Annotated in this window: 19 protein-coding genes; 12 read left to right on the plus strand and 7 right to left on the minus strand. The window is 73.3% G+C overall.

Annotated elements, in window-relative coordinates:
• The first annotated feature begins 61 nt into the window (after positions 1 to 61).
• Positions 62 to 946: a LamG domain-containing protein gene (locus IRX98_RS09455; RefSeq protein ID WP_224276123.1), complete on the plus strand. Its 885-nt coding sequence runs from the start codon at positions 62 to 64 to the stop codon at positions 944 to 946.
• On the opposite strand, the gene IRX98_RS09460 is transcribed toward IRX98_RS09455, so the two are convergent.
• Entirely contained in the window at positions 947 to 1,879 is a 933-nt protein-coding gene (locus tag IRX98_RS09460; RefSeq protein WP_224276125.1) for a DMT family transporter, read from the minus strand. It lies immediately after the preceding gene.
• Positions 1,880 to 1,950: 71 nt separating this feature from the next.
• Here IRX98_RS09460 and IRX98_RS09465 point away from each other — a divergent pair, with 71 nt between their 5' ends.
• The 6 genes from IRX98_RS09465 to IRX98_RS09490 all read left to right on the plus strand — a co-directional run bounded on the left by IRX98_RS09465 (position 1,951) and on the right by IRX98_RS09490 (position 8,917).
• Positions 1,951 to 3,030 carry an NAD-dependent epimerase/dehydratase family protein gene (locus tag IRX98_RS09465; RefSeq protein WP_224276127.1) on the plus strand — a complete coding sequence of 360 codons (1,080 nt, stop codon included), beginning with the start codon at positions 1,951 to 1,953 and terminating at the stop codon, positions 3,028 to 3,030.
• 125 nt (positions 3,031 to 3,155) lie between these two features.
• Positions 3,156 to 4,898, plus strand: a complete 1,743-nt coding sequence (locus IRX98_RS09470) for a polysaccharide biosynthesis protein (RefSeq protein WP_224276129.1) — start codon at positions 3,156 to 3,158, stop codon at positions 4,896 to 4,898.
• On the plus strand, positions 4,895 to 6,049 hold the full coding sequence (locus tag IRX98_RS09475; protein WP_224276131.1) for a DegT/DnrJ/EryC1/StrS family aminotransferase: 1,155 nt from the start codon (positions 4,895 to 4,897) through the stop codon (positions 6,047 to 6,049). The genes IRX98_RS09470 and IRX98_RS09475 overlap by 4 nt, the downstream gene beginning before the upstream one ends.
• Positions 6,046 to 6,705, plus strand: a complete 660-nt coding sequence (locus IRX98_RS09480) for a sugar transferase (protein WP_224276133.1) — start codon at positions 6,046 to 6,048, stop codon at positions 6,703 to 6,705. The genes IRX98_RS09475 and IRX98_RS09480 overlap by 4 nt, the downstream gene beginning before the upstream one ends.
• Positions 6,702 to 7,856, plus strand: a complete 1,155-nt coding sequence (locus IRX98_RS09485; RefSeq protein WP_224276134.1) for a glycosyltransferase — start codon at positions 6,702 to 6,704, stop codon at positions 7,854 to 7,856. Before IRX98_RS09480 ends, IRX98_RS09485 begins: the two co-directional genes overlap by 4 nt.
• Positions 7,853 to 8,917 carry a glycosyltransferase gene (locus IRX98_RS09490; RefSeq protein ID WP_224276136.1) on the plus strand — a complete coding sequence of 355 codons (1,065 nt, stop codon included), beginning with the start codon at positions 7,853 to 7,855 and terminating at the stop codon, positions 8,915 to 8,917. The genes IRX98_RS09485 and IRX98_RS09490 overlap by 4 nt, the downstream gene beginning before the upstream one ends.
• On the opposite strand, the gene IRX98_RS09495 is transcribed toward IRX98_RS09490, so the two are convergent.
• Genes IRX98_RS09495 through IRX98_RS09505 form a run of 3 tightly spaced genes read right to left on the minus strand, consistent with a single transcriptional unit; the run spans position 8,850 to position 12,841 of the window.
• Positions 8,850 to 10,082, minus strand: a complete 1,233-nt coding sequence (locus tag IRX98_RS09495; protein ID WP_224276138.1) for an MATE family efflux transporter — start codon at positions 10,080 to 10,082, stop codon at positions 8,850 to 8,852. The two genes, IRX98_RS09490 and IRX98_RS09495, sit on opposite strands and share 68 nt — an antisense overlap.
• A gap of 50 nt (positions 10,083 to 10,132) precedes the next feature.
• Positions 10,133 to 11,458, minus strand: a complete 1,326-nt coding sequence (locus IRX98_RS23420; RefSeq protein ID WP_224276140.1) for an O-antigen ligase family protein — start codon at positions 11,456 to 11,458, stop codon at positions 10,133 to 10,135.
• A gap of 45 nt (positions 11,459 to 11,503) precedes the next feature.
• A complete protein-coding gene (locus IRX98_RS09505; RefSeq protein WP_224276141.1) occupies positions 11,504 to 12,841 on the minus strand; it encodes an O-antigen ligase family protein in 1,338 nt (445 codons plus the stop codon).
• Positions 12,842 to 12,916: 75 nt separating this feature from the next.
• Between IRX98_RS09505 and IRX98_RS09510 the strand changes: the two genes are divergently transcribed.
• A complete protein-coding gene (locus IRX98_RS09510) occupies positions 12,917 to 13,564 on the plus strand; it encodes an acetyltransferase (protein ID WP_224276142.1) in 648 nt (215 codons plus the stop codon).
• Positions 13,565 to 13,587: 23 nt separating this feature from the next.
• Here the strand turns inward: IRX98_RS09510 and IRX98_RS09515 are convergent, their stop codons facing one another.
• On the minus strand, positions 13,588 to 15,177 hold the full coding sequence (locus IRX98_RS09515; protein WP_224276143.1) for a glycosyltransferase: 1,590 nt from the start codon (positions 15,175 to 15,177) through the stop codon (positions 13,588 to 13,590).
• 102 nt (positions 15,178 to 15,279) lie between these two features.
• Between IRX98_RS09515 and IRX98_RS09520 the strand changes: the two genes are divergently transcribed.
• From IRX98_RS09520 to IRX98_RS09535, 4 genes are all read left to right on the plus strand, one after another.
• The gene (locus tag IRX98_RS09520) at positions 15,280 to 17,244 is read left to right on the plus strand and encodes an anthranilate synthase family protein (protein ID WP_224276144.1); all 1,965 of its coding nucleotides are present in this window, start codon (positions 15,280 to 15,282) and stop codon (positions 17,242 to 17,244) included.
• 125 nt (positions 17,245 to 17,369) lie between these two features.
• Positions 17,370 to 19,055 (plus strand): sulfatase-like hydrolase/transferase, encoded by a 1,686-nt coding sequence (locus tag IRX98_RS09525; RefSeq protein WP_224276145.1) that lies wholly within the window; start codon positions 17,370 to 17,372, stop codon positions 19,053 to 19,055.
• 28 nt (positions 19,056 to 19,083) lie between these two features.
• Positions 19,084 to 19,644 carry an anthranilate synthase component II gene (locus IRX98_RS09530; RefSeq protein ID WP_224276146.1) on the plus strand — a complete coding sequence of 187 codons (561 nt, stop codon included), beginning with the start codon at positions 19,084 to 19,086 and terminating at the stop codon, positions 19,642 to 19,644.
• Positions 19,641 to 20,912: an anthranilate synthase component I family protein gene (locus IRX98_RS09535; protein WP_224276147.1), complete on the plus strand. Its 1,272-nt coding sequence runs from the start codon at positions 19,641 to 19,643 to the stop codon at positions 20,910 to 20,912. Before IRX98_RS09530 ends, IRX98_RS09535 begins: the two co-directional genes overlap by 4 nt.
• On the opposite strand, the gene IRX98_RS09540 is transcribed toward IRX98_RS09535, so the two are convergent.
• Positions 20,909 to 22,303, minus strand: coding sequence for a HAMP domain-containing sensor histidine kinase (locus tag IRX98_RS09540; RefSeq protein WP_224276149.1), 1,395 nt, complete (start codon positions 22,301 to 22,303; stop codon positions 20,909 to 20,911). The two genes, IRX98_RS09535 and IRX98_RS09540, sit on opposite strands and share 4 nt — an antisense overlap.
• The gene (locus IRX98_RS09545; protein ID WP_224276151.1) at positions 22,300 to 22,995 is read right to left on the minus strand and encodes a response regulator transcription factor; all 696 of its coding nucleotides are present in this window, start codon (positions 22,993 to 22,995) and stop codon (positions 22,300 to 22,302) included. The genes IRX98_RS09540 and IRX98_RS09545 overlap by 4 nt, the downstream gene beginning before the upstream one ends.
• Positions 22,996 to 23,016 lie beyond the last annotated feature (21 nt).

Genomic DNA, 23,016 nt, shown 5'->3' on the forward strand with positions numbered 1-23,016 from the left:
GGTGGTGCCCCGTAGCATTCTCCGTTCTGGTCCCGGTCCGTCAGCTGCCTCCAGGAGGGTGATGTCCCCGCTCGCGCGCGCACTCGGCACCTTCGCGACGGCGCTCCTCCTCGTCGTCGTCGCCGACGCGCCCGCAGGGTTCGGCGGTGGCCCGGGCGTGATCGAGTCACTCGACCCCACCCCGGATCCCGTCCCCGACCTCGTGCCCGTGGACCCCGAGGCGACGCCGACCCCCGAACCCACCCCGGTCTCGGGCTGGGAGACCGTCTTCCACGACGGGTTCGACGGCCCCGCGGGGGTGTGGCCGGACCAGTGGCACAACATGCTCTGGACCAACGCGGCCGCGCAGAACGGGCTCGGCCAGCTCGAGGTCGGCCACCTCTCCCAGATCCGCACCAACCAGGGCTGGGTCCTCCCGGTCGGCTCCAAGGTGCGGGTGACCGCCAGCCTGCTCATGCCCGACACCGGCAGCAACTACGCCGCCCTCTGGGTGCAGCACCCCAACGGCGTCGACCCGCGCGAGATCGACGTGATCGAGAGCTACGGTCCCCTCAAGCCGGCGGGGGCCCAGTTCGCGTCCCACATCTGCTACGACGACACCCCCGAGACGGCCGTCAACGCCTGCGCCGCCACGGGGAGGGCGCCGATCATGACGCCGGTGACCCAGTTCTTCCCGGCCGGGGCCGAGCCGTGGAGCAGGTTCTGGAGCTACTCCGCCGAGTTCACCGTCGGTGGTGACACCGTGCTGTTCTCCGCGAGCGACCCCGCAGGCAACCGCCCCTACGACATCACCTCCGCGCCGGACGCCCGACGGGTCCCCGGCAACGCCGCGCCCATCCAGATCCGCCTGTCCAACAAGGACGTCAAGCCCGAGCACGCGGTCCCCGGCGGCAGCCGCCACAGCATGCTGGTCGACTGGGTGACGGTCGAGGTCGACTACCCCTAGTCAGCGCGCTGCAGCATCCGGCAGCACCGGTCCGGCGGCCGCGCTCGGACGGCCCAGCCCGGCCACCGCGCCGAGCACGAGCAGGATCCCGACGACCGCCGCCGGCCCGAGCGCCTCCTGCAGCACCACGGCCGCGACCACGGCCGCGGTGACGGGCTCGACGAGGCTGGCCGTCACGGCCGTGCTGGGAGCCACGACCCGCAGCCCGGAGTAGAGCAGGACGTAGGCCAGCGCCATCGTCAGCACGCCGAGGTAGGCCAGCCACGCCAGCGCCACGGGGTCCCCGGTCGTCCGCGGCCCGTCGACGAGCGCCAGGCACGGCAGCAGGACCGCGGCCCCCACGAGCGTCATGCCGGTGGTCAGCGCCAGCGGCGACGACGTACGGCTGATGGAGCCTCCGGCGACCGTCGTCAGGGCGTACGTCGTCCCGGACGCGACCGCGAGCAGCACGCCGGCCACCGGGTCGGGTCCGGTCGAGGACGCGTGGCCGGCGACGCTGACGAGCAGCAGCCCGACGAGCGCCGCCGCCAGCACGACCAGCCGGCCGGTCGCGGGGGCGCGCCGGTGCCGCACCGCCTCGGCCACGGTCAGCAGGACGGGTGCCAGCCCGAGGCTGACGACGGTCGAGACCGCCACGCCGACCTGGGTGACGGAGACGAAGTAGAACCCCTGGTAGGCCGCGGTCCCGACGCCCACCGCGAGCAGCCGCCCCGGTTGCCTGCGGGCGAGGTCGACCAGCTCGCCGCCGCGACGCAGGAGCACGAGCGCGACGAGCAGGACGGCTGCGGCCAGCGCCATGCGCCACGCGCTGATCGTCACCGGCGACATCGGCTCGACCTCGCGGACCAGCTGGACCGCGAGGCCGCCGGTGCCCCACAGCACGCTCGCGACGGCGACCTCGACGAGTCCGCGTGTGTGCGACACCGGGCTCATGCGGCGGAGTCTGTCACCGCTCGTGCACGCCGACATCCGGGTTTCGGTCCGTGGCTCCTAGGCTGACCCCCATGTCTTCTTCAACCCAGGCAGGCGGCCGCGTCCTCGTCACCGGCGGGGCCGGCTTCATCGGTACGACGCTGGCGCGCGAGCTCGCGGACTCGGCAGAGCAGTGGGTCGTCCTCGACAACCTGCACCCGCAGGTCCACCCGGGCTCGCAGCCGCCGGCCGACCTCCCCGACTCCGTCGACCTCAGGATCGGCGACGTCACCAGCGCCGAGGACCTCGACGCCGTCGTCGCGGACCTGCGTCCCGACACCGTCGTGCACCTCGCCGCCGAGACCGGCACGGCGCAGTCGCTCTCGGAGAGCACGCGCCACGGCATGGTCAACGTCGTCGGCACCACCCAGCTCCTCGACGCGCTCACCCGCGCCGGCCACGTCCCCGGCCACTTCGTGCTGACCAGCTCGCGCGCGGTGTACGGCGAGGGCGTGTGGCGCAACGCCGACGGGTCGACCTTCCAGCCCGGCCTGCGCACCCACGCCCAGCTCGAGGCCGGCACCTGGGACCACGGCGACGGTGCGGCGCACGTGCCCAACTCCGTGGCCGGCACCCACCCGAACCCGATCAACGTCTACGGCGCCACCAAGCTCGCGCAGGAGCAGATCCTGGCCGCGTGGACCGGCTCGCACGACACCCGCCTGTCGGTGCTGCGCCTGCAGAACGTCTACGGCCCGCGCCAGTCGCTGTCCAACCCCTACACCGGGATCGTGTCGCTCTTCTCGCGCCTGGCGCGGGAGGGGAAGTCGATCCCGCTCTACGAGGACGGCGAGATCACCCGCGACTTCGTCTACATCGACGACGTCGTCAGCGCGCTCGTCGCGGCGATCTCCCGCCGGCCCGCCGACCACATGCGCACCGTCGACGTCGGCAGCGGCGTACGCACCACCATCGGTGACCTCGCCCGCGAGGTCGCGCGCTACCACTCCGCGCCGGAGCCGCACGTCACCGGCCAGTACCGCGACGGCGACGTCCGACACGCGTCGTGCACCGTCGAGGACACGGTGCGCCGCCTCGACTGGGAGCCGCGCTGGAGCCTGCGCGACGGTGTTGCCGGGCTGCAGGAGTGGATCGGCACCCAGCTCGACTGAGTCCTCGCAACACCTGGGCTGGGGTCGGAAAGACGAATCGTCAAGGTGGTCTGAACGGGTCTAACATGAGGTGGCCCTCGGGGGCGCTCCACGAACACCGACCTTCACGCACGGGGGCGAGAAGCTTGCTGGACAACGCATTCGCGCGCAGGGGATTCCTCGCGCTCTGGGACATCGGGTCCTGGGCGCTGGCGACCGCCCTGGTGATCGGCGTTCGCCACGACTTCAACCTCTCCGAGGTGCTGTGGGAGTCGGTGATCGTCTACTGGCTGCTCGCCTCCGCCCTGCTCCTGGGCCTCGGCTACGCCACGAAGTTCTACCGCGGCCGCTACCTCGTCGGGTCCTTCGACGAGGCCTTCGGCCTGGCGCTCCACCTCGCCGCGGTCGGAGCCATCACGCTGGGACTCTCGGCAGTCATGTCGAGCCCCGCGCCACGCAGTGTCGTCGTGCTCGCGCCGCCGCTGGCGCTCCTGATCTCCGCCGCCGGGCGCCTGTTCTACCGCGCCCTGCGTGATCGGCTCCACGTCGACGGGGCCCGCCCGGCCGGTCGTCGGGTGCTGATCTACGGAGCCGGTGACGCCGGCCGTCAGGTGCTGAACCTCCTCCGCCGCGACCGTGACGAGGTCGTCGGCTTCCTCGACGACAACCCCGGGAAGCGTCACCTGCGCATCAGCGGCGTCCCCGTGCTCGGCGACGGGTCGCAGCTCGCCGCGGTCGGCGGTGCGCGCGCGATCGACGTCGTCGTCCTCGCGATCCCCTCGGCCAACGGCCACGTGATCGACCGTGCCCAGAAGTCGGCGCAGTCGGCCGGCCTGGACTTCCTCGTGCTGCCGCGCGTCTCGGAGATGATCGGCGGCCAGGTGAGTGCCGCCGACATACGGCCCGTCGAGATCGGCGACGTCCTCGGGCGCCACCAGGTGTCGACCAGCATCACCGAGATCGCCGGCTACCTCACCGGTCGCCGGGTCCTGATCACCGGCGCCGGCGGGTCGATCGGCTCCGAGCTGGCCCGCCAGGTCCACAAGTTCGGCCCTGCCAGCATGGTCATGCTCGACCGTGATGAGTCGGCTCTGCACGCGGTCCAGCTCTCGATCTTCGGCCACGGCCTCCTCGACGAGCCCAACACCGTCCTGTGCGACATCCGCGACCGTGCGGCGCTGGAGAAGGTCTTCGACGCCCACCAGCCCGAGATCGTCTTCCACGCCGCTGCGCTCAAGCACCTGCCGATGCTCGAGCGCTTCCCCGACGAGGGCTGGAAGACCAACGTGCTCGGCACGCTCAACCTGCTGCGTCTTTCCGAGCGCCACCGGGTCGCCCACTTCGTCAACATCTCCACCGACAAGGCCGCCGACTCCACGAGCGTGCTCGGCACCACCAAGCGCATCGCCGAGCAGCTCACCGCCTGGCACGCCGCGCGGGGTGTGGGCCACTTCATCAGCGTTCGCTTCGGCAACGTGCTGGGCTCGCGGGGCTCGATGCTGCACACCTTCAACGCGCAGATCGAGGCAGGCGGGCCCATCACGGTGACCCACCCCGATGTGACCCGCTACTTCATGACCATCCCCGAGGCCTGCGAGCTGGTCGTGCAGGCCGGCACCATGGGCCGCTCGGGCGACGTGATGGTGCTCGAGATGGGGACTCCCGTGAAGATCCTGGACGTCGCCCACCGGATGATCGAGCTCTCCCACGCCTCCGGGGTCGACATCGTCTTCACCGGCCTGCGCCCGGGGGAGAAGCTGCACGAGCGGCTCTTCTCCGACGAGGAGGTCGCCGAGCGCACCGAGCACCCGATGATCCGCAGCGTCGCCGTCCCCGCCCTCGACCCCGCTGAGCTCAGCGACCTCGCGCACGCGGTGGGGGACCGTTGACCGACCGCACCTACCTGTCCTCCCCGGACGTGACGCAGGCTGAGGAGGACGCGCTGGTCCGCGCGCTGCGCTCGGGCTGGGTCGCACCGCTGGGACCCGAGGTGGATGCCTTCGAGGCCGAGCTCGCGGAGGCGACCGGTCGCTCGCTCGCCGTCGCGCTGAGCTCGGGCACCGCCGCCCTCCACCTGGGGCTGCTGCACCTCGGTGTCGGTCCCGGCGACGTCGTGGTGACCTCCTCGATGACCTTCGCCGCCACGGCCAACGCGATCACCTACACGGGCGCGACGCCCGTCTTCGTCGACTCCGACGAGACCGGAAACCTCGACCCCGCCCTGGTCGAGAAGGCCATCGACGACCAGCGCGGCTCCGGCGAGCGCGTCGCCGCGGTGGTCCCGGTCGACCTGCTGGGCAAGGTGGCCGATCACGCCCGGGTCGGCGAGGTGGCCGCACGCCACGGCGTACCCGTGCTGGTGGACGCCGCCGAGTCGCTCGGCGCGCGCCGCGACGGACGCCCCGCGGGCGCCGACGGCGTCGCGTCGATCGTGTCCTTCAACGGCAACAAGATCATCACCACCTCCGGTGGCGGCGCGCTGCTGTGCGACGACCCCGACATGGCTGAGCGCACCCGCTACCTCGCCACCCAGGCCCGCCAGCCCGTCGCCCACTACGAGCACGTCGACGTCGGCTACAACTACCGGCTGTCCAACCTGCTCGCCGCCGTCGGCCGCGCCCAGCTCGCCCGCCTCCCGCGGATGCTGGAGCGGCGCCGCGGCTGGCGCCGCCGCTACCGCGAGCTGGTCGAGCCGGTGGAGGGCCTCACCGTTTTCGGCGGCCCCGACGGCGTCGACGCCCCTGCCGGCGACGACCACGACAACTTCTGGCTCACCTCGGTCGTCGTCGACGAGGCGGTCACCGGTTGGTCGACCGACGACCTGCGCCAGCACCTCGCCGCGGCCGACATCGAGGCACGACCGCTCTGGAAGCCGATGCACCTCCAGCCTGTCTTCGCCGGCCGTCCGGCCTACACCAACGGCACCTCCGAGCGGCTGTTCCGCACCGGGCTCTCGCTGCCCAGTGGGTCGGCCCTGACCGATGCGCAGTTCGACCGGGTGGTCGAGCACGTCGAGGCATTCCTGGCGGTCCGTCGATGAGCGCCGGCAGGCGCCCCTACGACGTGCCCAAGCGGGCGATCGACGTCGTGGTGTCGGCGGTGGCGCTCGTCCTGACTGCGCCGCTGCAGGCGGTGGTGGCCATCCTGGTCGCGCGCGACCTCGGTCGCCCGGTGCTGTTCCGCCAGGTGCGTCCCGGCAAGGACGGTGCGCCCTTCACGCTCGTCAAGTTCCGATCGATGCGCAGTGCGCCTCCGGACGCCTCTCTGGAGCAGGATGCCGAGCGGCTGACCCCCTTCGGTCGTCTCCTGCGCTCCACCAGCCTCGACGAGCTGCCCAGTCTGTGGAACATCCTGCGCGGCGACATGAGCCTGGTCGGCCCTCGGCCGCTGCTCATGGACTACCTCCCGCTCTACACCCCCCGGCAGGCGCGGCGCCACGAGGTGCGTCCCGGCCTGACCGGGCTCGCCCAGGTGCGCGGCCGCAACACCGTCGCGTGGGACGACCGTTTCGAGCTCGACGTCGACTACGTCGAGCGCCGCAGCCTTCGCCTCGACCTGACGGTGATCGCCGAAACCGTGCGGACCGTCCTGCGGCGCGAGGGCGTCAGCAGCGACACCTCGGCGACGATGGAGCCCTTCCGCGGCAGCGTCCGCTCGTCAGACCCGGTGTCGCCCGCCGCCGAGGCGACCCGTTGAGCGCACGACCGTCCGGCCGTCGCATCCTGCTAGCGGTCACCGCGGACGCCTCGATCCCCTTCCTGCGCGGTTCGGCCGAGCACCTCGCGGCCGAGGGCTGGGACGTCCACGTGGTGTCGTCCGGAGGCGACAACGCCCGCGAGCTGGCCGACCGCAGCCCGGTGGTGGTGCACGACCTCGCGATGCGTCGTGACCCCGCTCCCGTGCCCGACCTCGTCGCCCTGCTCCGGATGGTGCGGCTCGTCCGCCGGGTGCGGCCCGACGTGGTGAGCGCCGCGACGCCCAAGGCTGCGCTGCTCGTCGGCCTGGCGGCCTGGCTGTGCCGGGTGCCGGTGCGCGTCCACCAGCTCTGGGGCCTGCGCTACGAGACCACGACCGGCGCCCGCCGTCGGGTGCTGCGGTGGCTCGAGAAGGCGTCCGCCGCGTCCGCGACCGACGTGGTGGCGCTCAGCGCGAGCCTGCGCGCCGTCGCCGTCGCCGACGGCATCGCGTCCCGCATCCACGTCATCGGACCGGGCTCCTCGCACGGCGTCGACGTGGACCGCTTCACCGTGACCCCCGACCAGCGTGCCGCCGCACGCGCCGGGCGCTGGCCCGATGGGCCAGACCTCCCCGTCCTGGGCTTCGTGGGTCGCCTGCACCCCGACAAGGGGCTCGACACGCTCGTGGACGCCGTACGCCTGCTCGACCGCCGCGGGATCCGCGGGCGGCTGCTGCTGGTGGGCGGTGAGGAGGGTGCCTCGCACCTCCTCGATGGCGTGCACGACGCAGGAGGCTGGACCAGCGAGACAACCGGCCACGTGGGCGACGTCGCGCCGTACGTCGCGCTGATGGACCTCCTCTGCCTGCCGTCGCGACGCGAGGGGTTCCCCAACGTCGTGCTCGAGGCCGCCGTCGCCGGCGTCACGTGCGTGGGCACCCCGGCCACCGGCGTGGTGGACGCGATCGTGGACGGGGAGACCGGTGTGCTCGCCGCCGACCACACCCCCGAGGCGCTGTCCGACGCGCTCGAGCCGTTGCTGCGGGACGCCGGCAGGCGGGCCTTGCTGGGAGCCGCCGCGCGGGAGCGGGCGCTGGCGCACTTCGACCAGCGCGACGTGTGGGCGGCGTACGCGCGTCACTACGCGACCCTGGCCGGTGCGGCACGGTGAGCACCACCCCGGTCGACCTCGACGTCGTCATGCCCTACGGCAGCGGCGGCGCGAGCGCGCGCGTGCGGGCGCTCGACTGGATCGAGCACCTGGACCTCCGGGCCGACGTCTCGGACTACCTCGGCACGTCGACCACCGGCGTGGGCGACCTGCTGCGCCAGCCGTGGCGCACCGCCCGCGCGGAGGCGGCGTTGCGCCGCCGCTCGCCCGGAGCCGACCGCCCGCTGCTGCTGGTGCGCAACGCCTCGCCGCTGTCCAACGGTGCCGTGGAGCGCACGCTGTTGCGGCGGTCCGCGCGCGGGGTCTACGACTTCGACGACGCGCTCATGGTCCAGCAACCCGGGCTCTCGCAGAGGGCCTTCTCCCGCTCGCGTGCCTGGCGCCGGGCCGTCGAGGCCGCCGATCAGGTGATCGCGGGCAACGACCACCTCGCCGAGGCGGCGGCGGCGCACAACCGCGAGGTGGCGGTGGTGCCGAGCTGCGTCGAGCCGGACCGCTACCTGGCGAAGACCGACTATGAGGTCGGCCCCGTGCCCGTCGCGGTGTGGGTCGGCAGCCCCTCGACCGAGCCCTACCTCGCCGGCATCGCGCCGGCCCTGGCGGCCGCGCACCGCAGCACCGGCCTCCGGCTCCGGGTGGTCTCCGCCGGCAGCGCTTCGCTCGGGGCGCTCGACGCGTTCACCGAGCGCGTGGCGTGGGCCCCCGGTGTCGTCGAGCAGACGTTGGCCGGGGCCGACGTGGGCCTGATGCCCCTGCCGGACGACCCGTGGACGCGCGGCAAGTGCGCCTACAAGCTCTTGCAGTACGCCGCCGCTGGACTGCCCGTGATCGGCAGCCCGGTGGGGGTGAACGCCTCCGTCCTCGACATCCTCGGCGGTCTCGCCGCCACGGACGACGACCAGTGGCGCCAGGCCCTGGAGGCCGTGGTGACGATGCCGGTCGCCGAGCGCGCTGCACTCGGGGGACGGGCCCGCGCGGGCGTCCGCGCCGAGTTCAGCTTCGCGCGGTGGGCCGGGGAGTGGCGCCGCCTGGTGACGGGCCGTCCTGCCCCTGCGGCTTGAGCAGCACCCACACGAGGGCCCCGAGCACGGTGGCCGCGGCGGTCCCGGCGATCGCGCCGTCCAGGCCGCCGGCCCAGGCGCCGACCAGCGGCATCGCCAGCGCGGTGCCGCTCTGCGCCAGCCGGCCGCGCCACAGCTGTCGCGGGGACGCCCAGACCCGCGCGCGGTAGTAGGTCATCGCTCCGACCAGGCTGGCTCCGACGAACACCGCCGTCCCGATGGCGTGGTCGCGCAGCTCCACGACGACTCCGAGGTCCCAGCCGTAGTGGTCCACCGCGACGAGCGCCGCCCAGGCGGCGACGCCGGCCAGCACGCCTGCGGCGGTCAGCCCGACGAGGAACACCTGCGTGGCGCGCGGCCCGAGCGGGCGGCTCGCCAGCGGGCGCAGCGCCTCGGTCACGAGGCGTACGGGGGTCGCGACGTTGGACACCGCGCGGTAGATGCCGAAGCCGGTGACCGAGAGGAGCGGGACGAGGAGGTAGGCGCCGCCCACCGAGCTCGCGTCGAGCACCAGCGACTCCTTGAGCAGCGGCCGGATGTGCGCACCGTGCTCCCGTCGCCAGGAGGTGAGGTCCCCGCGGCGCGGGAGGCGAGGACGGCTCGCCACGGCGGACGTGGTCACGGCAGCGACCGCCCAGGGGACCAGCACACCCTCGACGCCGCTGAGCGACCCGGCCGAGAGCACCGCGGTCGTGGCGAAGACGACCAGGAAGACAGCATCTCCCGCGACCGGTCCCGCGAGGCCACGCTCGACCACCCGGCGGTAGCGGTCGCCCGCGCGGACGACCGACGCGAAGGCGGCGAGCGCCCCCAGTGCTCCTGCGACGGCGCCTCCCCAGACGAGGGCCCCGGTGACGCCGCACACGAGCGCGGTGGCCGCGGCGAGGCTCGTCGACACGGAGCGGTAGCGGTCGGCGCCGTCCGCACGCACGCGCGCCCTGACCAGTCCGCGGGTGAACGGCTCGGAGCACACCGACAGCTGGACCGACAGGCCCCAGGCGTAGAGGAGGTAGACCAACGAGAACTCGCCGAAGTCACGCGCGCCCAGGGTCAGCAGGGCGACGATCGGCGTGACGACCTGGGCCAGGCTGCCGACGACGAGCGCGCCGACGACGCCGAGGTGGCGCAGGCGGGAACGTCGGGGCGGGGTGTGCGACTCAGGCACGCTGCATCGGTCGACGACTGAACGGGGGGTCTACCGACATGGCGGTCAGCCTAGTCCGTGGCGTCGGGGCTCGGAGCCCGGCGCTCGTGCAGCGCCGCGCCGGTGATCCCGGCCGCCAGGAACAGCATCCAGCCGTGCCCCGGCGCTTGGAGGTAGGGGTTGGTCGCCGAGGCCAGGACCACCGCGAAGAGGGTCGCGAGCCCCGCGATGACGGCACGCGGGTGCAGACCGGTGGCCAGCGCCTGCCAGCTGCGTCGGAGCAGCAGCACGACCGGCCCGGCCGCGACGAGGAGGCCCAGGATCCCGACGTTCATCAGAGCCTGGAGGGGCTCGGCCTCGAACATCCACGGGCGCTCGTCACTGCGGGTGAAGTCGGAGTCGAGGGTGGCGCCGAAGCCGTGCCCGACGAGGGGCTGCTCGCGCCAGGCGTCGATCAGCTCGGTGAATTGCGCGGACCGCAGCTGGTCGGACTCCGCCTGGAGGGAGTCGAAGTCCTCGGCTCCGGCCCCGTCCGACGCGGTCCCGGCCGGCGCCGTACCTGCGTCGATGCCTGCCAGGATCTGCAGGTTCTGGCCGAGCGGCGTCGCGGCGAAGGCCACGACAACCGCGGCAGCGACGGCCACACCGGCGGCGTAGGAGCTGAGGTGCTTGAACGTGCGGTGCTGCACGAGCAGGAGGCCGACGCCGACGAGCAGCGCCGTCACGAGGACCAGGAGTACGACGAGGAGGAGACCTCGCCTGCCTGACACCGAGGCGGCGGCGAACATCACGGCGGCGGCCGGGGCCACGACGGCTCGGTGCGGCAACCACGTGTCGCTCGACGGCAGCACGGCGGCGGCCACGGCGAAGGTGGCGACCCCGACCAGGCTGGAGAGCCCGAGGTAGTTCTGCTCGATCTCACCGGTGCCGGAGACCACCACGCGCATGTCCTGCAGCTCGACGAGCCACGCAGGGAAGGTCGGTGACCCGGTGACGCCCTGGAGGGCGAGGAGGAGCATCAGGGTGCCGGCCACGCATCCGACGCCGAGGAGCACGACGATCGTACGGCGGACCTGGGCGGAGCGCAGGCTCAGGCTCCAGGTGCCCCACAGCAGCGGGAGACCCAGCCAGAGGGCGGCCTGGTGCCATACGCCCTCGTTGCCGCGCGCGGCGGAGACGGCGGTCCACGTCACCGCCCAGAGGTAGTAGACGCCCCAGACCACCACGGCGGCCCTGGTCGGGCGGGTGCGCCGCCACACCACCAGCAGCAGCGACGTCGCGGCCACGAGCAGGAGTGCGGGGTAGAGGACCATGCCCGTCGAGACCGGCAGCCACACGATCCACGCGAGGCAGGCGAGCTGCACCCACTCGAGGATCCGCTCGCGTGCTGGCGCCACTGGCGACTCGCGTGCTGTCTTTTCCCCCGTCACAGTCCTAGGTTGTCACGAGGGGGCCGTCGCCGCAGAACCCGCGTTCGACCTGTGTTGCCCCAGAGGGCGAACGGCGCGACGGGCGCGGACGCGGTTGGCCCGGAGGCCGCCCAGCACCGCGAGGGTCCACCACCCGAGGGGGACGGTGAACATGGGCTCGGTGATGCCGGCGACGAGCAGGGCGGCCAGCCCCAGGGCGACGAGGCGCCCCGCGACCGGGTCCGCTCCCTCGGGCGTGACGCCGCTCGTGCGGGCGTCGCGCAGGCAGCGCGCGAGGATCAGGAGCGCGGCGACGATGCCGAGGACCCCGAGCTCGGGCACGAGGTCGAGGAAGAAGTTGTGGCCGTGGGAGAGCTGGAAGCCGGCGCGCGCATAGATGTCGTCGGCGACCGCGTTGGGCGGGACCAGGCTCCACGGGTGCTGCCACACCGCGCCCCACCCGGACCCGATGACGGGGCTGTTGTCGGCGGACGCCTCCAGGGTCGCGACCCAGAAGGGCGCGCGGCCCGAGAACGTCGAGAGCTGGTCTCCCAGCAGGGTGATCACGCCCAGTGCGGTGACCAGCAGGAAACCTCCGACACCAGCACTCCACAGCCCGACCTGGCGGCGGCCGCGGGACCGCACGCGGGGCCACGCGCTGACGGCGCCGAGGACCACGACCACGCTCAGGGCGGCGAGGTAGCCGGTGGACGACCTCGCCAGGTAGAGGCCGTAGAGGTTGACTGCGAGCACCAGCACCCACAACAGCTGCGCCGGCAACGGGCGTCGGCGGGCGACGGCCAACGTTCCGGCCAGTGCCACCACGACGGTGTAGGCGAGGATGTTCTGGTTGGTGCCGACGCCGGTGAAGATCACGCCCTCCAGCGCGGCGTACGAGGCTCCCCACATCTCCTCGCGGTAGGCGTGGATCGACAGGGCGACCACCACCACGCCGCCGAGGCCGAGCCCCCACCCGACCACCTCGGCCTCGCAGTTGGCGGCGATGAGGAGCGCCACCAGCGTGATCTTGAGGTAGAGCAGGTTCGTGTAGCCCGTCAGGTGCGGGTCGATGGTCCACACCAGCGAGGCGTAGGCGAGGGCGTGGAAGACCAGCCACGGCCACGGCACCCGGGGGACGCGCAGCCACGGAAGGGTCACCAGGCAGGCGACGAGGACGAGGTCGAGCGCCTTCTCCAGGGACAGGTGGAAGCCCGGGACGAAGACGAGCGGATTGGACATCCAGAAGAAGATCGCCGCCACCACGCAGGCCCAGACCCAGCCACGTGGACCCCGGATGGTGGCCCGCGGCCGCGCGTCGTGCCACGCGACCAGGCGTACGAGCGCGCCGAGGGCGTCGCGCGAGGGACTCATGTGGCGATGGCTCCGGTCGATCTGGCGGGGGCGGGTTACGCGGCCCGTGCAGACCGACGCTCTAGCCTAACGGGCATGGTCCTCAAGATCGTGGTGCTCGGCGGAGGCGGCTGCGCGGGCGAGGTGCTCGACGTCGTCGACGCCCTGGTCGCCGAGGGTGCGTCGATCGAGGTCGTCGGCGTCCTGGACGACGGCCGCCCCGACCCTGCGCGCCTCGCCGGCTGGGGCGTGGAGCGCCTCGGCGGGATCGACCACCTGGCCTCTCTCCCGGGGGACGTGGGTGTCGTGGCCGGGATCGGTACGCCGTCGGCACGACGCGCCGTCATGGCGCAGGCCGCCGGGCGCACCAGCCCGACTCTGGTGCACCCCGCCGCGACGCTGGCCCGGCGCGCTGTCGACCTCGGCCCCGGCACTGTCGTGTGCGCGGGCGTGCGCGTGCAGAGCCACGTGCGGGTCGGGCGCCACGTCCACCTCAACCAGAACGCCACCATCGGCCACGACGTCGTCATCGGCGACCACAGCGTGCTGTCCCCGCTCGTGGCCGTGTCGGGCAACGTGGTGCTGGAGGAGGGTTGCTTCGTCGGCGCCGTTGCCGCGCTCAACCCGGGCGTACGCCTCGGTGCAGGCAGCGTGGTCGGCTCGGGCGCCGCCGTCGTCACCGACGTGGCCCCCGGGGCCACCGTGGGCGGCGTGCCGGCGCGCGAGCTCCGGCGTCGTGGCTGAGCACGACCCGTGGCGCGTTGGGGCTATTCGTCTGCGAGACGAGCCTTGAGCCGTTGCACGCGCTCGACCAGGCGGCGGCGCTTGTCCTCGGACTCGGCCAGCTGCGCACGCAGCACGCCGACCGCCTCGTTGACGGCCACCAGGTCGGCGGAGGCCTGCTCGTTGAGGGCGGCGAAGCGGAACTTCTCCTCCTGCTCCTGCGCCAGCTGCTCGCGTGCGGCCGCCAGCCGGTCGGCCTCCGCGCCGCTCAGCAGCACCGCCCGCTCGGCGAGGCGGGCCCGCACCCGGTCGTGCCCGCGCTGCCAGGTGTCGCCGTGGTGGAGGCTGCGCGAGCCCTCCTCCTCGCTCCACACGCGGTAGACCGACGTCGGCTCCGGCGAGCTCGTCACGCCGGTCAGGCCGGCGGCACGGAGCAGCAGGTCCCAGTCCTCGGTGGTCTCCAGCTCCTCGTCGAAGCGCTCGCCGAGGTCGGCCACGATGCCGCGGGGCAGCGCGAGCGCCATCACCGGTGTGGCGTTGTCGACGAGGTGGTCGACCATCGCGAAGTCGACCGGCCAGCCGAGGTGCGGCTCCCCGGTCGCCGCCGCGACGACCTCGCCGACGCCGTCGACGTCGACCCGGGCGGGGGCGACGTCCTGGCGCAGCGCCGCTGCGCGGAGCACCGTCCCGGCCGCCTGCGCCTCCATTGCCGCGAACGCCGTGACCCAGCGAGGGGTGACGAGGTCGTCGTCGTCGAGCACCGCGACGTAGCGTCCGCGGGCGACGTCGAGCGCGTCGTTGAGCGGGGCCGACCGGCCGGGGCGCTGCACGTCGAGCACCCGCACCCGATCGCGCAGCCACGCGGGTTGGGCGGCGACGGCGGCCCGGACCGCGGTGAGGTCGTCGGCACCGACCCGGTGCGCCGCCACGACGACCTCGAGGTCTCGGCAGGCCTGGGCCGCCAGCGACGTGAGCGCCTCCTCCAGGCACACCAGCCGCGTGCCCTGCGTGCGGGTGACGACGGTGAGGAAGGGACGCGGTGAGGTGTCCGCGGGCTCGGGGGTCGGCAGCCCGGCCTGCCGCAGCATCCGGTGGAGCAGCGTGCAAGGCAGAGCTGCCGGGTGGCCGTACGCCGGCTGCGGGCCGACCGCGTGCGGGTCGGGCACCGCCGCGCCGCCCGGGACGACGAGCGTGCCGTGCTGGACGTACGGGGTGGCGCCGGTCGAGGCGAGCACCGCCGCCGGGTCACCGGCACCGCGCAGCGCAGCGGGTGCGGTGCTGTGGACGGCCACGCACGCGACGTCGTCCGGCGCACCGGGCCACGGCGCCACCACGGCCACCGGTCGCTCGGCCGACACTGCGGCGGCGAGCAGGACGAGCGTGCGCGGGCTCGGCAGGTCGCCCAAACGGGCCACTACGGTCACCGCGTCCGCACGATCGGTGTCTCCGGCGATGGTGGCGCCCAGGGTCGCCGCCCACTCGGCGGTGGCGGCAGGGAGGCGTACGCCCTCACCGGTGACCCGTCGCATCGCCGCGGGGACGCGGGCGAGCGCCTCGAGCCAGGTGCGTACGCCCTCGTCGTCCGGCACCGTGCCGGCAGCGGGAGCCGTCAGCACGAGATGCACGTCGGTCACGGGGGCTCCTGGGGGCGGCGGCGACCTGGCGGTCCGGAGGGCGGCGTCCACCGCCGCGGACCGGCCGGAGGACCTCGCCCATCCAACACTAGGGTTTCCGCCATGACCGAGAACCCGACCGTCACCGACCTCCTGGAGCAGATCCAGGGGTACGGCGCGTGGGCGGTCATCCGGCGCAAGGCTGCGCCCACTGCGGGGCTCATCGGTGGCACGCCCCACGAGGTCGCCTCGCTGCTCGACATCCCCCTCGAGACGGGCGTCCCCGAGCCCGGTCGCAGCGCCGACCGGCTCGTCGCGGTGCCGTTCCGCCAGGTGCGCGAGCGCGGCTTCGCCGCGATCGACGACGGCGCGCCCCTGACGGTCGTCGACATCGAGGCCGAGCACGAGGTGGCGGTCGAGGACCTGCTCGCCGCGCTCCCCGACGTGCCGGTCGAGTTCGCCGACCGCGGCGGGTTCACCACCAGCGACGCCGACTACGGCGAGGTGGTCGAGGCGATCATCCGCGACGAGATCGGCCAGGGCGAGGGCGCCAACCTCGTGATCGGACGCCACTACCGCGCGGTCGTCGCCGACTGGGACGCCTCGCGCGCCCTCACCGTGCTGCGCCGGCTGATGGAGCGCGAGCGCGGCGCCTACTGGACCTTCTGCTTCTTCACCGGCGACCGGTTCCTCATCGGCGCCAGCCCCGAGCGGCACGTGTCGGTGCGGCAGGGCGACGTACGGATGAACCCGATCTCGGGGACCTTCCGGGTGAAGGATCCGGGTCTCGATACGCCATCGCTCGTTCCTCGCGACGGCTACTCGACCACCGAGGGCTCGGACGGCTACTCGACCAGCGAGAGACTGAAGCAGCGGCTGCTCGACTTCCTCGCCGACGAGAAGGAGGTCTTCGAGCTCTTCATGGTCGTCGACGAAGAGCTGAAGATGATGTGCGACATCTGCCACGAGGGCGGCCAGGTGCTCGGGCCCTTCCTCAAGCCGATGACCCACCTGATCCACACCGAGTACCTCCTCGCCGGGCGCTCCGAGCGCGACCACCGCGAGATCCTGCGCGACACGATGTACGCCGCCACGGTGACCGGCGCGCCCGTCGAGAACGCCTGCCGGCTGATCGCCGACTACGAGCCCGAGGGCCGGGGCTACTACGGCGCCGCGCTCGCGCTCTTCGGCCGCGGACCGGACGGCACGCCCACCATGGACAGCCCGATCCTCATCCGCACCGCCGACGTCTCGCCGTCCGGGGAGCTCAAGGTGACCGCGGGCGCCACGCTGGTGCGCGACTCCGAGGCGGCCTACGAGGTGGCCGAGACCCGGGCCAAGGCGGGCGGCATCCTCAGCGCCTTCGGCCTCGCGCCGCGGGCGACCTCCGACGGCACCGACATCGCCGAACTGGCGCGCGACGAGGACGTCGTGCTGGCGCTGGGGTCGCGCAACCAGCGGCTCTCTCGCTTCTGGCTGACCGACCAGGCCGGCGAGCCCGCCGACCCCGGCCTCGCCGGGAAGAGCGCGGTCATCCTCCACGGCGAGGACGACTTCGTGAACATGCTCGTCCACGTCCTCGGTGTCTTCGGCATGACGTCGCGCGTGGTGCGCCACGAGGACTACGTGGCCGGCGCCTTCGACGGCGCCGACCTGGTGATCGTCGGCCCCGGGCCGGGCGACCCGCGCGAGGGCGAGCACCCCAAGATCGCGTCGTTCCGCCGCGCCGTCGACGACCTGCTCGCCTCCGGGCAGCCGTTCCTCGCGGTCTGCCTCGGTCACCAGACGCTGTGCGAGCGGCTCGGGCTCGACCTCGGCTACAAGGACGTGGTCTTCCAGGGCACCCAGTCGCCGGTCCGCCTCGACGGTCGCACCGAGCGGGTGGGGTTCTACAACACCTTCGTCGGCCGGGTGCCGGCCGGCGCGTCGCTGCCCGAGGGCGTACGTGTCGAGGCCGACGAGGCCACCGGCGACATCCACGCGGTCGTCGGCCCGCACTTCCGCGGCATCCAGTTCCACGCTGAGTCGATCCTCACCGAGAACGGCTACGACCTGCTGCACGCCGCGGTGCGCGACCTCCTGACCTGATCTCAACCATCGGTCAGCAACGCAACGACTTTGGTCGGGCGTGGGAGGCAACCAACCGGGGACGCAGGACGTCACTCTGGGTAGTCGGCTCCCGCGGAGCCGGTTCGGGACACGACGGGGGACACGTGAGGCACTTCAAGGGAGCACTGGCAGGCCTGTGCCTGCTCGCGCTGGTCGCGTGCGGCGCGCCGGGCGGCACGGGCACGGTGGACGAGCCGGCGCCGCCGTCGACCACGAGCAGCGCGTCGGTGGACCTGAGGCCGGCGGCGAGCCAGGCCAGGCGCCCCAACATCGTGGTCGTGATGCTCGACGACTTCTCCATGGACCTCGTGCAGACGATGCGGTCGGTGCAGCGGATGCGCAAGGCGGGCGCGAGCTACCCGCACTCCTTCGTCACCGACTCGCTGTGCTGCGTCTCGCGCTCGAGCTTCTTCACCGGGCAGTACCCCCACCAGACCGGCGTACGCACCAACACCTCCAACCAGGGCACCTCGACGCTGGGCGGCTGGCCGGCCTACGACGTCAACGGCAACCCCGAGCGCGCGTTCAACGTGCGCCTGCAGGAGGCCGGCTACACCACCGGCTTCGTCGGCAAGTTCCTCAACGAGTACGAGTGGTCGCCGGGCCGCGCGCTGCCCCCCGTGGTGCCGGGCTGGTCGACCTTCAACACCGTCTTCGGCTCGGCCTACGACGGCTGGGACTTCGCCAGCACCTCCCTCGCCGGCCAGCGGCTGCGGCTGACCCAGCACCCGGCGCCGCCCGCGAGCGCGAGCGCCGCCGCCAAGGACCGCGCCTACGCGGGCACCGTGATCGGCGACCTGGCGATGGACTTCCTCCGCTCCGGCGAGGCGTCGGACGCGCCCTACTTCCTCGAGGTCGCGCTCTACGCCCCGCACAACCGGGTCAACCAGCAGGGCCACTACGCCGACGACCCGCTCTTCCCGCCGATGTTCCGCGACCGCTCCGGCCCGCGCAGCTGCGGCCGGGTCGCGTGCCGCAAGCTCACCACCACCGACCTCCCCGGCTTCGGCGACCCGCGCAAGGACAACCGCCCGCGCCTGGCCAACGGCAAGCGGGCCCGCGCGTGGAACACGACGCGTACGCTCCCCGCGCCCGTCGCGGTGCGCGACCTGCGCGACCGCGCGCGGATGGTCCGCTCCGCCGACCGGCTGGTGACCCGGATCCTGCGCTCGGTCGGCCCGAACACCTACGTCGTGCTCACCTCCGACAACGGCTTCCACCTGGGCCAGCAGGGCATGGGCCGCGGCAAGGGGACGCCGTACGACACCGACGTCCGGGTGCCGCTGCTCGTCACCGGCCCGGGCGTCGCGCCCGGCAAGCGCCAGGAGGTCACCAGCAACATCGACCTCGCGCCGACCTTCGAGGAGCTCGCCGGGCTGGCGCCCGCGCCCCTGCGCAGCGGCGTCTCCCTGGTGCCGACGCTGTCGCAGCCGCGGCTGGTGCGCCACCGCTACGCCTTCCTCGAGCACACGCAGCAGACGCTGACCGGCTCCGACCCCGACGCCGCCTTCAGCGGCACCGAGCTCGACCGGATCCCGTCCTTCACCGCGGTGCGCAGCCGGTCCGCGCTGCTCGCGCGCTTCGACCTCGACCCCCGCCGCGACAAGGTGACGTGGGGCTACGAGTACTACTCCTACGCCCGCGACCGCTACGAGCGCCGCAACACCTTCGCCAGCCCGCGCCGGCAGGGCGAGGTCGCGGAGCTGATGGCCCGGCTGAAGGCGTTCGACGGGTGCACCGAGACCGGCGACCAGCCGGTGTCGGACGCCTGTCGTGCCCTGCGCCAGTAGGCCGGCTCCTGGGGGCTAGCCTCGGCGCGTGACGCCGGACGTGATCGTGGTCGACCACCACGACTCCTACACCTGGAACCTGGTGCACCTCGTCGCCCGGGTCACCGGCGTCCTGCCGACGGTCGTGCAGCACGACGAGGTCACGGCCGACGACGTCCTCGCCCACTCCCACGTCGTGCTGTCGCCCGGCCCGGGGCACCCGGGCGAGCCTTCGGACTTCGCGGTGGGGGGCGCGGTACTGCGCGCCGGCACCCGCCCGGTGCTGGGGGTGTGCCTCGGCATGCAGGGGCTCGTGACGGCGTACGGCGGCACGGTGGCGCGCCTCGAGCCGGCCCACGGCGACGTCGCGACGATCCGCCACGACGGCGAGGGTGTCTTCGCCGACGTGCCGCAGGAGTTCGCGGCGGTGCGCTACCACTCCCTCGGCGCCGTCGACGTCCCCGCCGAGCTGGTGGCGACCGCGTGGAGCGAGGACGGCGTGGTGATGGGCGTGCGCCACCGCACGCTGCCGCTGGAGGGCGTGCAGTTCCACCCCGAGTCCGTGCTGTCCGAGCACGGCGTCGACCTGGTCAGGAACTTCCTCTCATGACCTCTCCGACGAGCGACCCGGTCTCCTTCTTCCGCGACGTCGCGGCCGCGCACCGGCGCTGCTTCTGGCTCGACGGCGGCGGTGCGCGCGAGTGGTCGGGACGGCGCTCGATCATCGGCTGGCTCGAGGACGACGACGTCTCGCTGTCGTGGTCGGCGGCCCGGCGCGAGGTGCGCGAGCACGTCTCCGGCACGTCGACGGTCGTCGGCGACGATGTCTTCACGGTCCTGGAGGAGCGGATCGGCGCCGGGGAGCAGTGGTTCGGCTACCTCGGCTACGCCGCGCGCACCGACCTCCCCGCCGCCCCCGACCCGCTCCTGCCCGACGCGGTCTGGATGCGGCCGCGGGAGGTGCGGGTGTTCGAGCACGGGGTGGCCGCCCCTTCGGGATCCCCGGCCGACCGGGGATCCCTCACGTTGTCAGGCTCTGCACGGCCTGACAACCTGCGGGAAGGGCCGACAACCCAGTACGCCGACGCCTTCGCCACCGTCCAGGAGCACCTGCGTGCCGGCAACTCCTACGAGGTCAACCTCACCCACCGGCTCACCCGCCGTGCCGACCTCGGCCCGCTGGCGGCGTACCTCCGACTCCGTGAGCTCAACCCGGCGCCGTACTCCGGCTTCCTCCAGCACGACGTCGACGGCGCGCGCGGGTGGCTGCTGTCGAGCTCGCCGGAGAGGTACGCCCTGATCACCCCCGACCGGCACCTGGAGACCAAGCCGATCAAGGGCACCTCGTCGCGCGGTGCGACGCCCGAGGAGGACGAGGCGCACCGGGCCCGGCTGGCCGAGGACCCCAAGACGCGCGCCGAGAACCTGATGATCGTCGACCTGCTGCGCAACGACCTGTCGCTGGTGTGCGAGGTCGGGTCGGTCGAGGTGCCCGCGCTGATGCAGGTCGAGAGCTACGAGTCGGTGCACCAGCTCGTCTCCACCGTCCGCGGCCGGCTCCGCGACGACGTCACGACGATCGGTGCGCTGCGCGCGCTCTTCCCGGCGGGCTCGATGACGGGGGCACCGAAGCTTCGCACCATGCAGGTGATCGAGGAGGTGGAGGCGACCCCGCGCGGGGTGTACGCCGGCGCGTTCGGCTGGATCAGCGGCGACGGCCCCGCCGACCTGGGCGTCGTCATCCGCTCCCTGGTGACCGACGGTAGCGGCACCTGGTCGCTCGGCACGGGCGGCGGGATCACCGTTCGTTCGGACGTCGTCGGGGAGTGGGCCGAGGCGCAGTGGAAGGCCGAGCGGCTGCTGCGCGTCTTCGACTAACCCGGCGTTCCAGCCGGCACGCCCGGCAGCCACAACGTGAACCGAGCCCCGCCGGTCGGCGACTCGGACGCCTCGATGCGCCCGCCGTGGCGGTCGACCACCTGCCGCACGATGGCCAGGCCGAGCCCGGAGCCGGGCATCGCGCGCGACTCCTCGGCGCGGTAGAACCGGTCGAAGACGTGGGGTCGGTCGGCCTCGGCGATGCCAGAGCCCTCGTCGTCGACGGTCAGCACGCCGTCGGCCAGTCGGACGGTGACGGTGCCGTCGGCTGGGCTCCACTTGGCGGCGTTGTCGAGCAGGTTGGTCACCGCGCGCTCGAGGCTGCTGGCGTCGCCGACGACAGGCCACGGGTCGAGGTCAACGTCGAAGGAGACACCGTGGGCGCGACGGCGTACGCGCGTGACAGCACGCTCGACGGCCTCGGCGAGGTCCACCTCGGCGACCACGTGGGTCGTCGGCTCGTCGCGCGCGAGCTCGACCAGGTCGCCGACCAGCGCGCTGAGCTCCTCGATCTGGCCGCGCACGTCGTCGAGCAGCTCGAGGCGCGCCTCGGGCGGGAAGGCGTCGTTGCCCTCGGCCTGGCGGAGCAGGTCGAGGTTGGTGCGCAGCGAGGTGAGGGGCGTACGCAGCTCGTGGCTGGCGTCGGCGACCAGCCGCCGCTGGCGGTCGCGGGAGGCGCCGAGGGCGAGCAGCATCTGGTTGAAGGCGGTGGCCAGGCGGGCGACCTCGTCGTCGCCCTCGACCCGCAGCGGGGTGAGGTCCTCGGTGACGGCGATGTGCTCGACAGAGGACGTCAGCCTGCGCACGGGGCGCAGGCCGCTGCGCGCGACGAGCCACCCGGCCAGCAGCGCCGCCAGCACGCCGAGCGCGCCGAAGACGAAGAGGACACCGCCCAGCTTCTCGAGCGTGCGGTCGTTGGGCGCGAGCGGCTGGGCGAGGATCAGGGCGTGGCCGCTGTTGTGCTGCACGGTCGCGACGCGGAACCGCTCGCCCTCGCGCGTGACGACGGTGCGCACGGCCGACTCGCGCTGGCCGGTCGCGACGTCGTACTCCGGCTGGCCGAGGGTGAAGTTCGGGATGTCGTCGCCGGTCATCACGCGGCCCTGGGCGCTGATGAAGATGATCCGCACGTCGGCCGCGCCGAGCATCCAGGCCGGGGCCCCGCGGGCGGTGATCTCCGTCAGCGTGGTGGTCGCGGTCGCCCTGTGCGCCCGGTTGAGCAGCGACTGGTCGAGCGAGCTCATCAGCTGCTGGCGCATCACGAAGAAGGCGGTGAGGGCCATCACGGCGATCGAGACGCCGAGCGCCACCGTGGTGATGACGGCGACCCGCGAGGCCAGCGACCTGCGGTAGTGCCAGCGCCCGTCGGGCCACGGCGTGGTGCCGCTCATGATTCCTTCAGCACGTAGCCGACGCCGCGCACCGTCTGGATCAGCCGCTGCTCGCCCGCCGCCTCGGTCTTGCGGCGCAGGTAGCCGACGTAGACCTCGAGGGAGTTGGCGCTCGTCGGGAAGTCGTAGCCCCAGACCTCCTCGAGGATGAACGACCGGTCGAGCACCCGGCGCGGCCGGCGCAGGAACATCTCGAGCAGGGTGAACTCGGTGCGGGTCAGCTCGATCGCGCGACCGTTGCGGGTCACGTCGCGGCTGGACACGTCCATGGTCAGGTCGGCGAAGGTCAGCACCTCGCCCGCGGCGTCGTCGTCCGGCACGACGCGGCGCAGCAGCGCGCGCAGCCGGGCCAGCAGCTCCTCGAGCGCGAAGGGCTTGGTGAGGTAGTCGTCGGCACCGGCGTCGAGGCCCTCGACCCGGTCGCCGACCGCGTCGCGCGCGGTGAGCACCAGGACGGGCACGTCGTTGCCGGCCGCACGCAGGGCCCGCGTGGTCTCGATGCCGTCCAGGCGCGGCATCATCACGTCGATGACCACCACGTCGGGGTGCTGGGCGCCGACCGCGACCAGGCCCTCGGCGCCGTCGGCGGCCAGCGCCACCTCGTAGCCGTTGAACTCCAGCGAGCGGCGCAGCGAGTCACGCACGGCGCGGTCGTCGTCGACGACCAGCACGCGGGGCTTGGACTCGGTCACAGCCGCAAGGATGCCAGCCGC

It is taken from the genome of Nocardioides lacusdianchii, from assembly GCF_020102855.1.
GTDB lineage: Bacteria > Actinomycetota > Actinomycetes > Propionibacteriales > Nocardioidaceae > Nocardioides > Nocardioides lacusdianchii.

Bases quoted from the DNA above. Each gene is read 5' to 3' on its own strand.
- IRX98_RS09540 (WP_224276149.1), bottom strand. From the start codon at position 22,303: ATGAGCGGCACCACGCCGTGGCCCGACGGGCGCTGGCACTACCGCAGG.
- IRX98_RS09510 (WP_224276142.1), top strand. From the start codon at position 12,917: ATGGTCCTCAAGATCGTGGTGCTCGGCGGAGGCGGCTGCGCGGGCGAG.
- IRX98_RS09535 (WP_224276147.1), top strand. From the start codon at position 19,641: ATGACCTCTCCGACGAGCGACCCGGTCTCCTTCTTCCGCGACGTCGCG.
- IRX98_RS09505 (WP_224276141.1), bottom strand. From the start codon at position 12,841: ATGAGTCCCTCGCGCGACGCCCTCGGCGCGCTCGTACGCCTGGTCGCG.
- IRX98_RS09520 (WP_224276144.1), top strand. From the start codon at position 15,280: ATGACCGAGAACCCGACCGTCACCGACCTCCTGGAGCAGATCCAGGGG.
- IRX98_RS09480 (WP_224276133.1), top strand. From the start codon at position 6,046: ATGAGCGCCGGCAGGCGCCCCTACGACGTGCCCAAGCGGGCGATCGAC.
- IRX98_RS09460 (WP_224276125.1), bottom strand. From the start codon at position 1,879: ATGAGCCCGGTGTCGCACACACGCGGACTCGTCGAGGTCGCCGTCGCG.
- IRX98_RS09455 (WP_224276123.1), top strand. From the start codon at position 62: ATGTCCCCGCTCGCGCGCGCACTCGGCACCTTCGCGACGGCGCTCCTC.
- IRX98_RS09465 (WP_224276127.1), top strand. From the start codon at position 1,951: ATGTCTTCTTCAACCCAGGCAGGCGGCCGCGTCCTCGTCACCGGCGGG.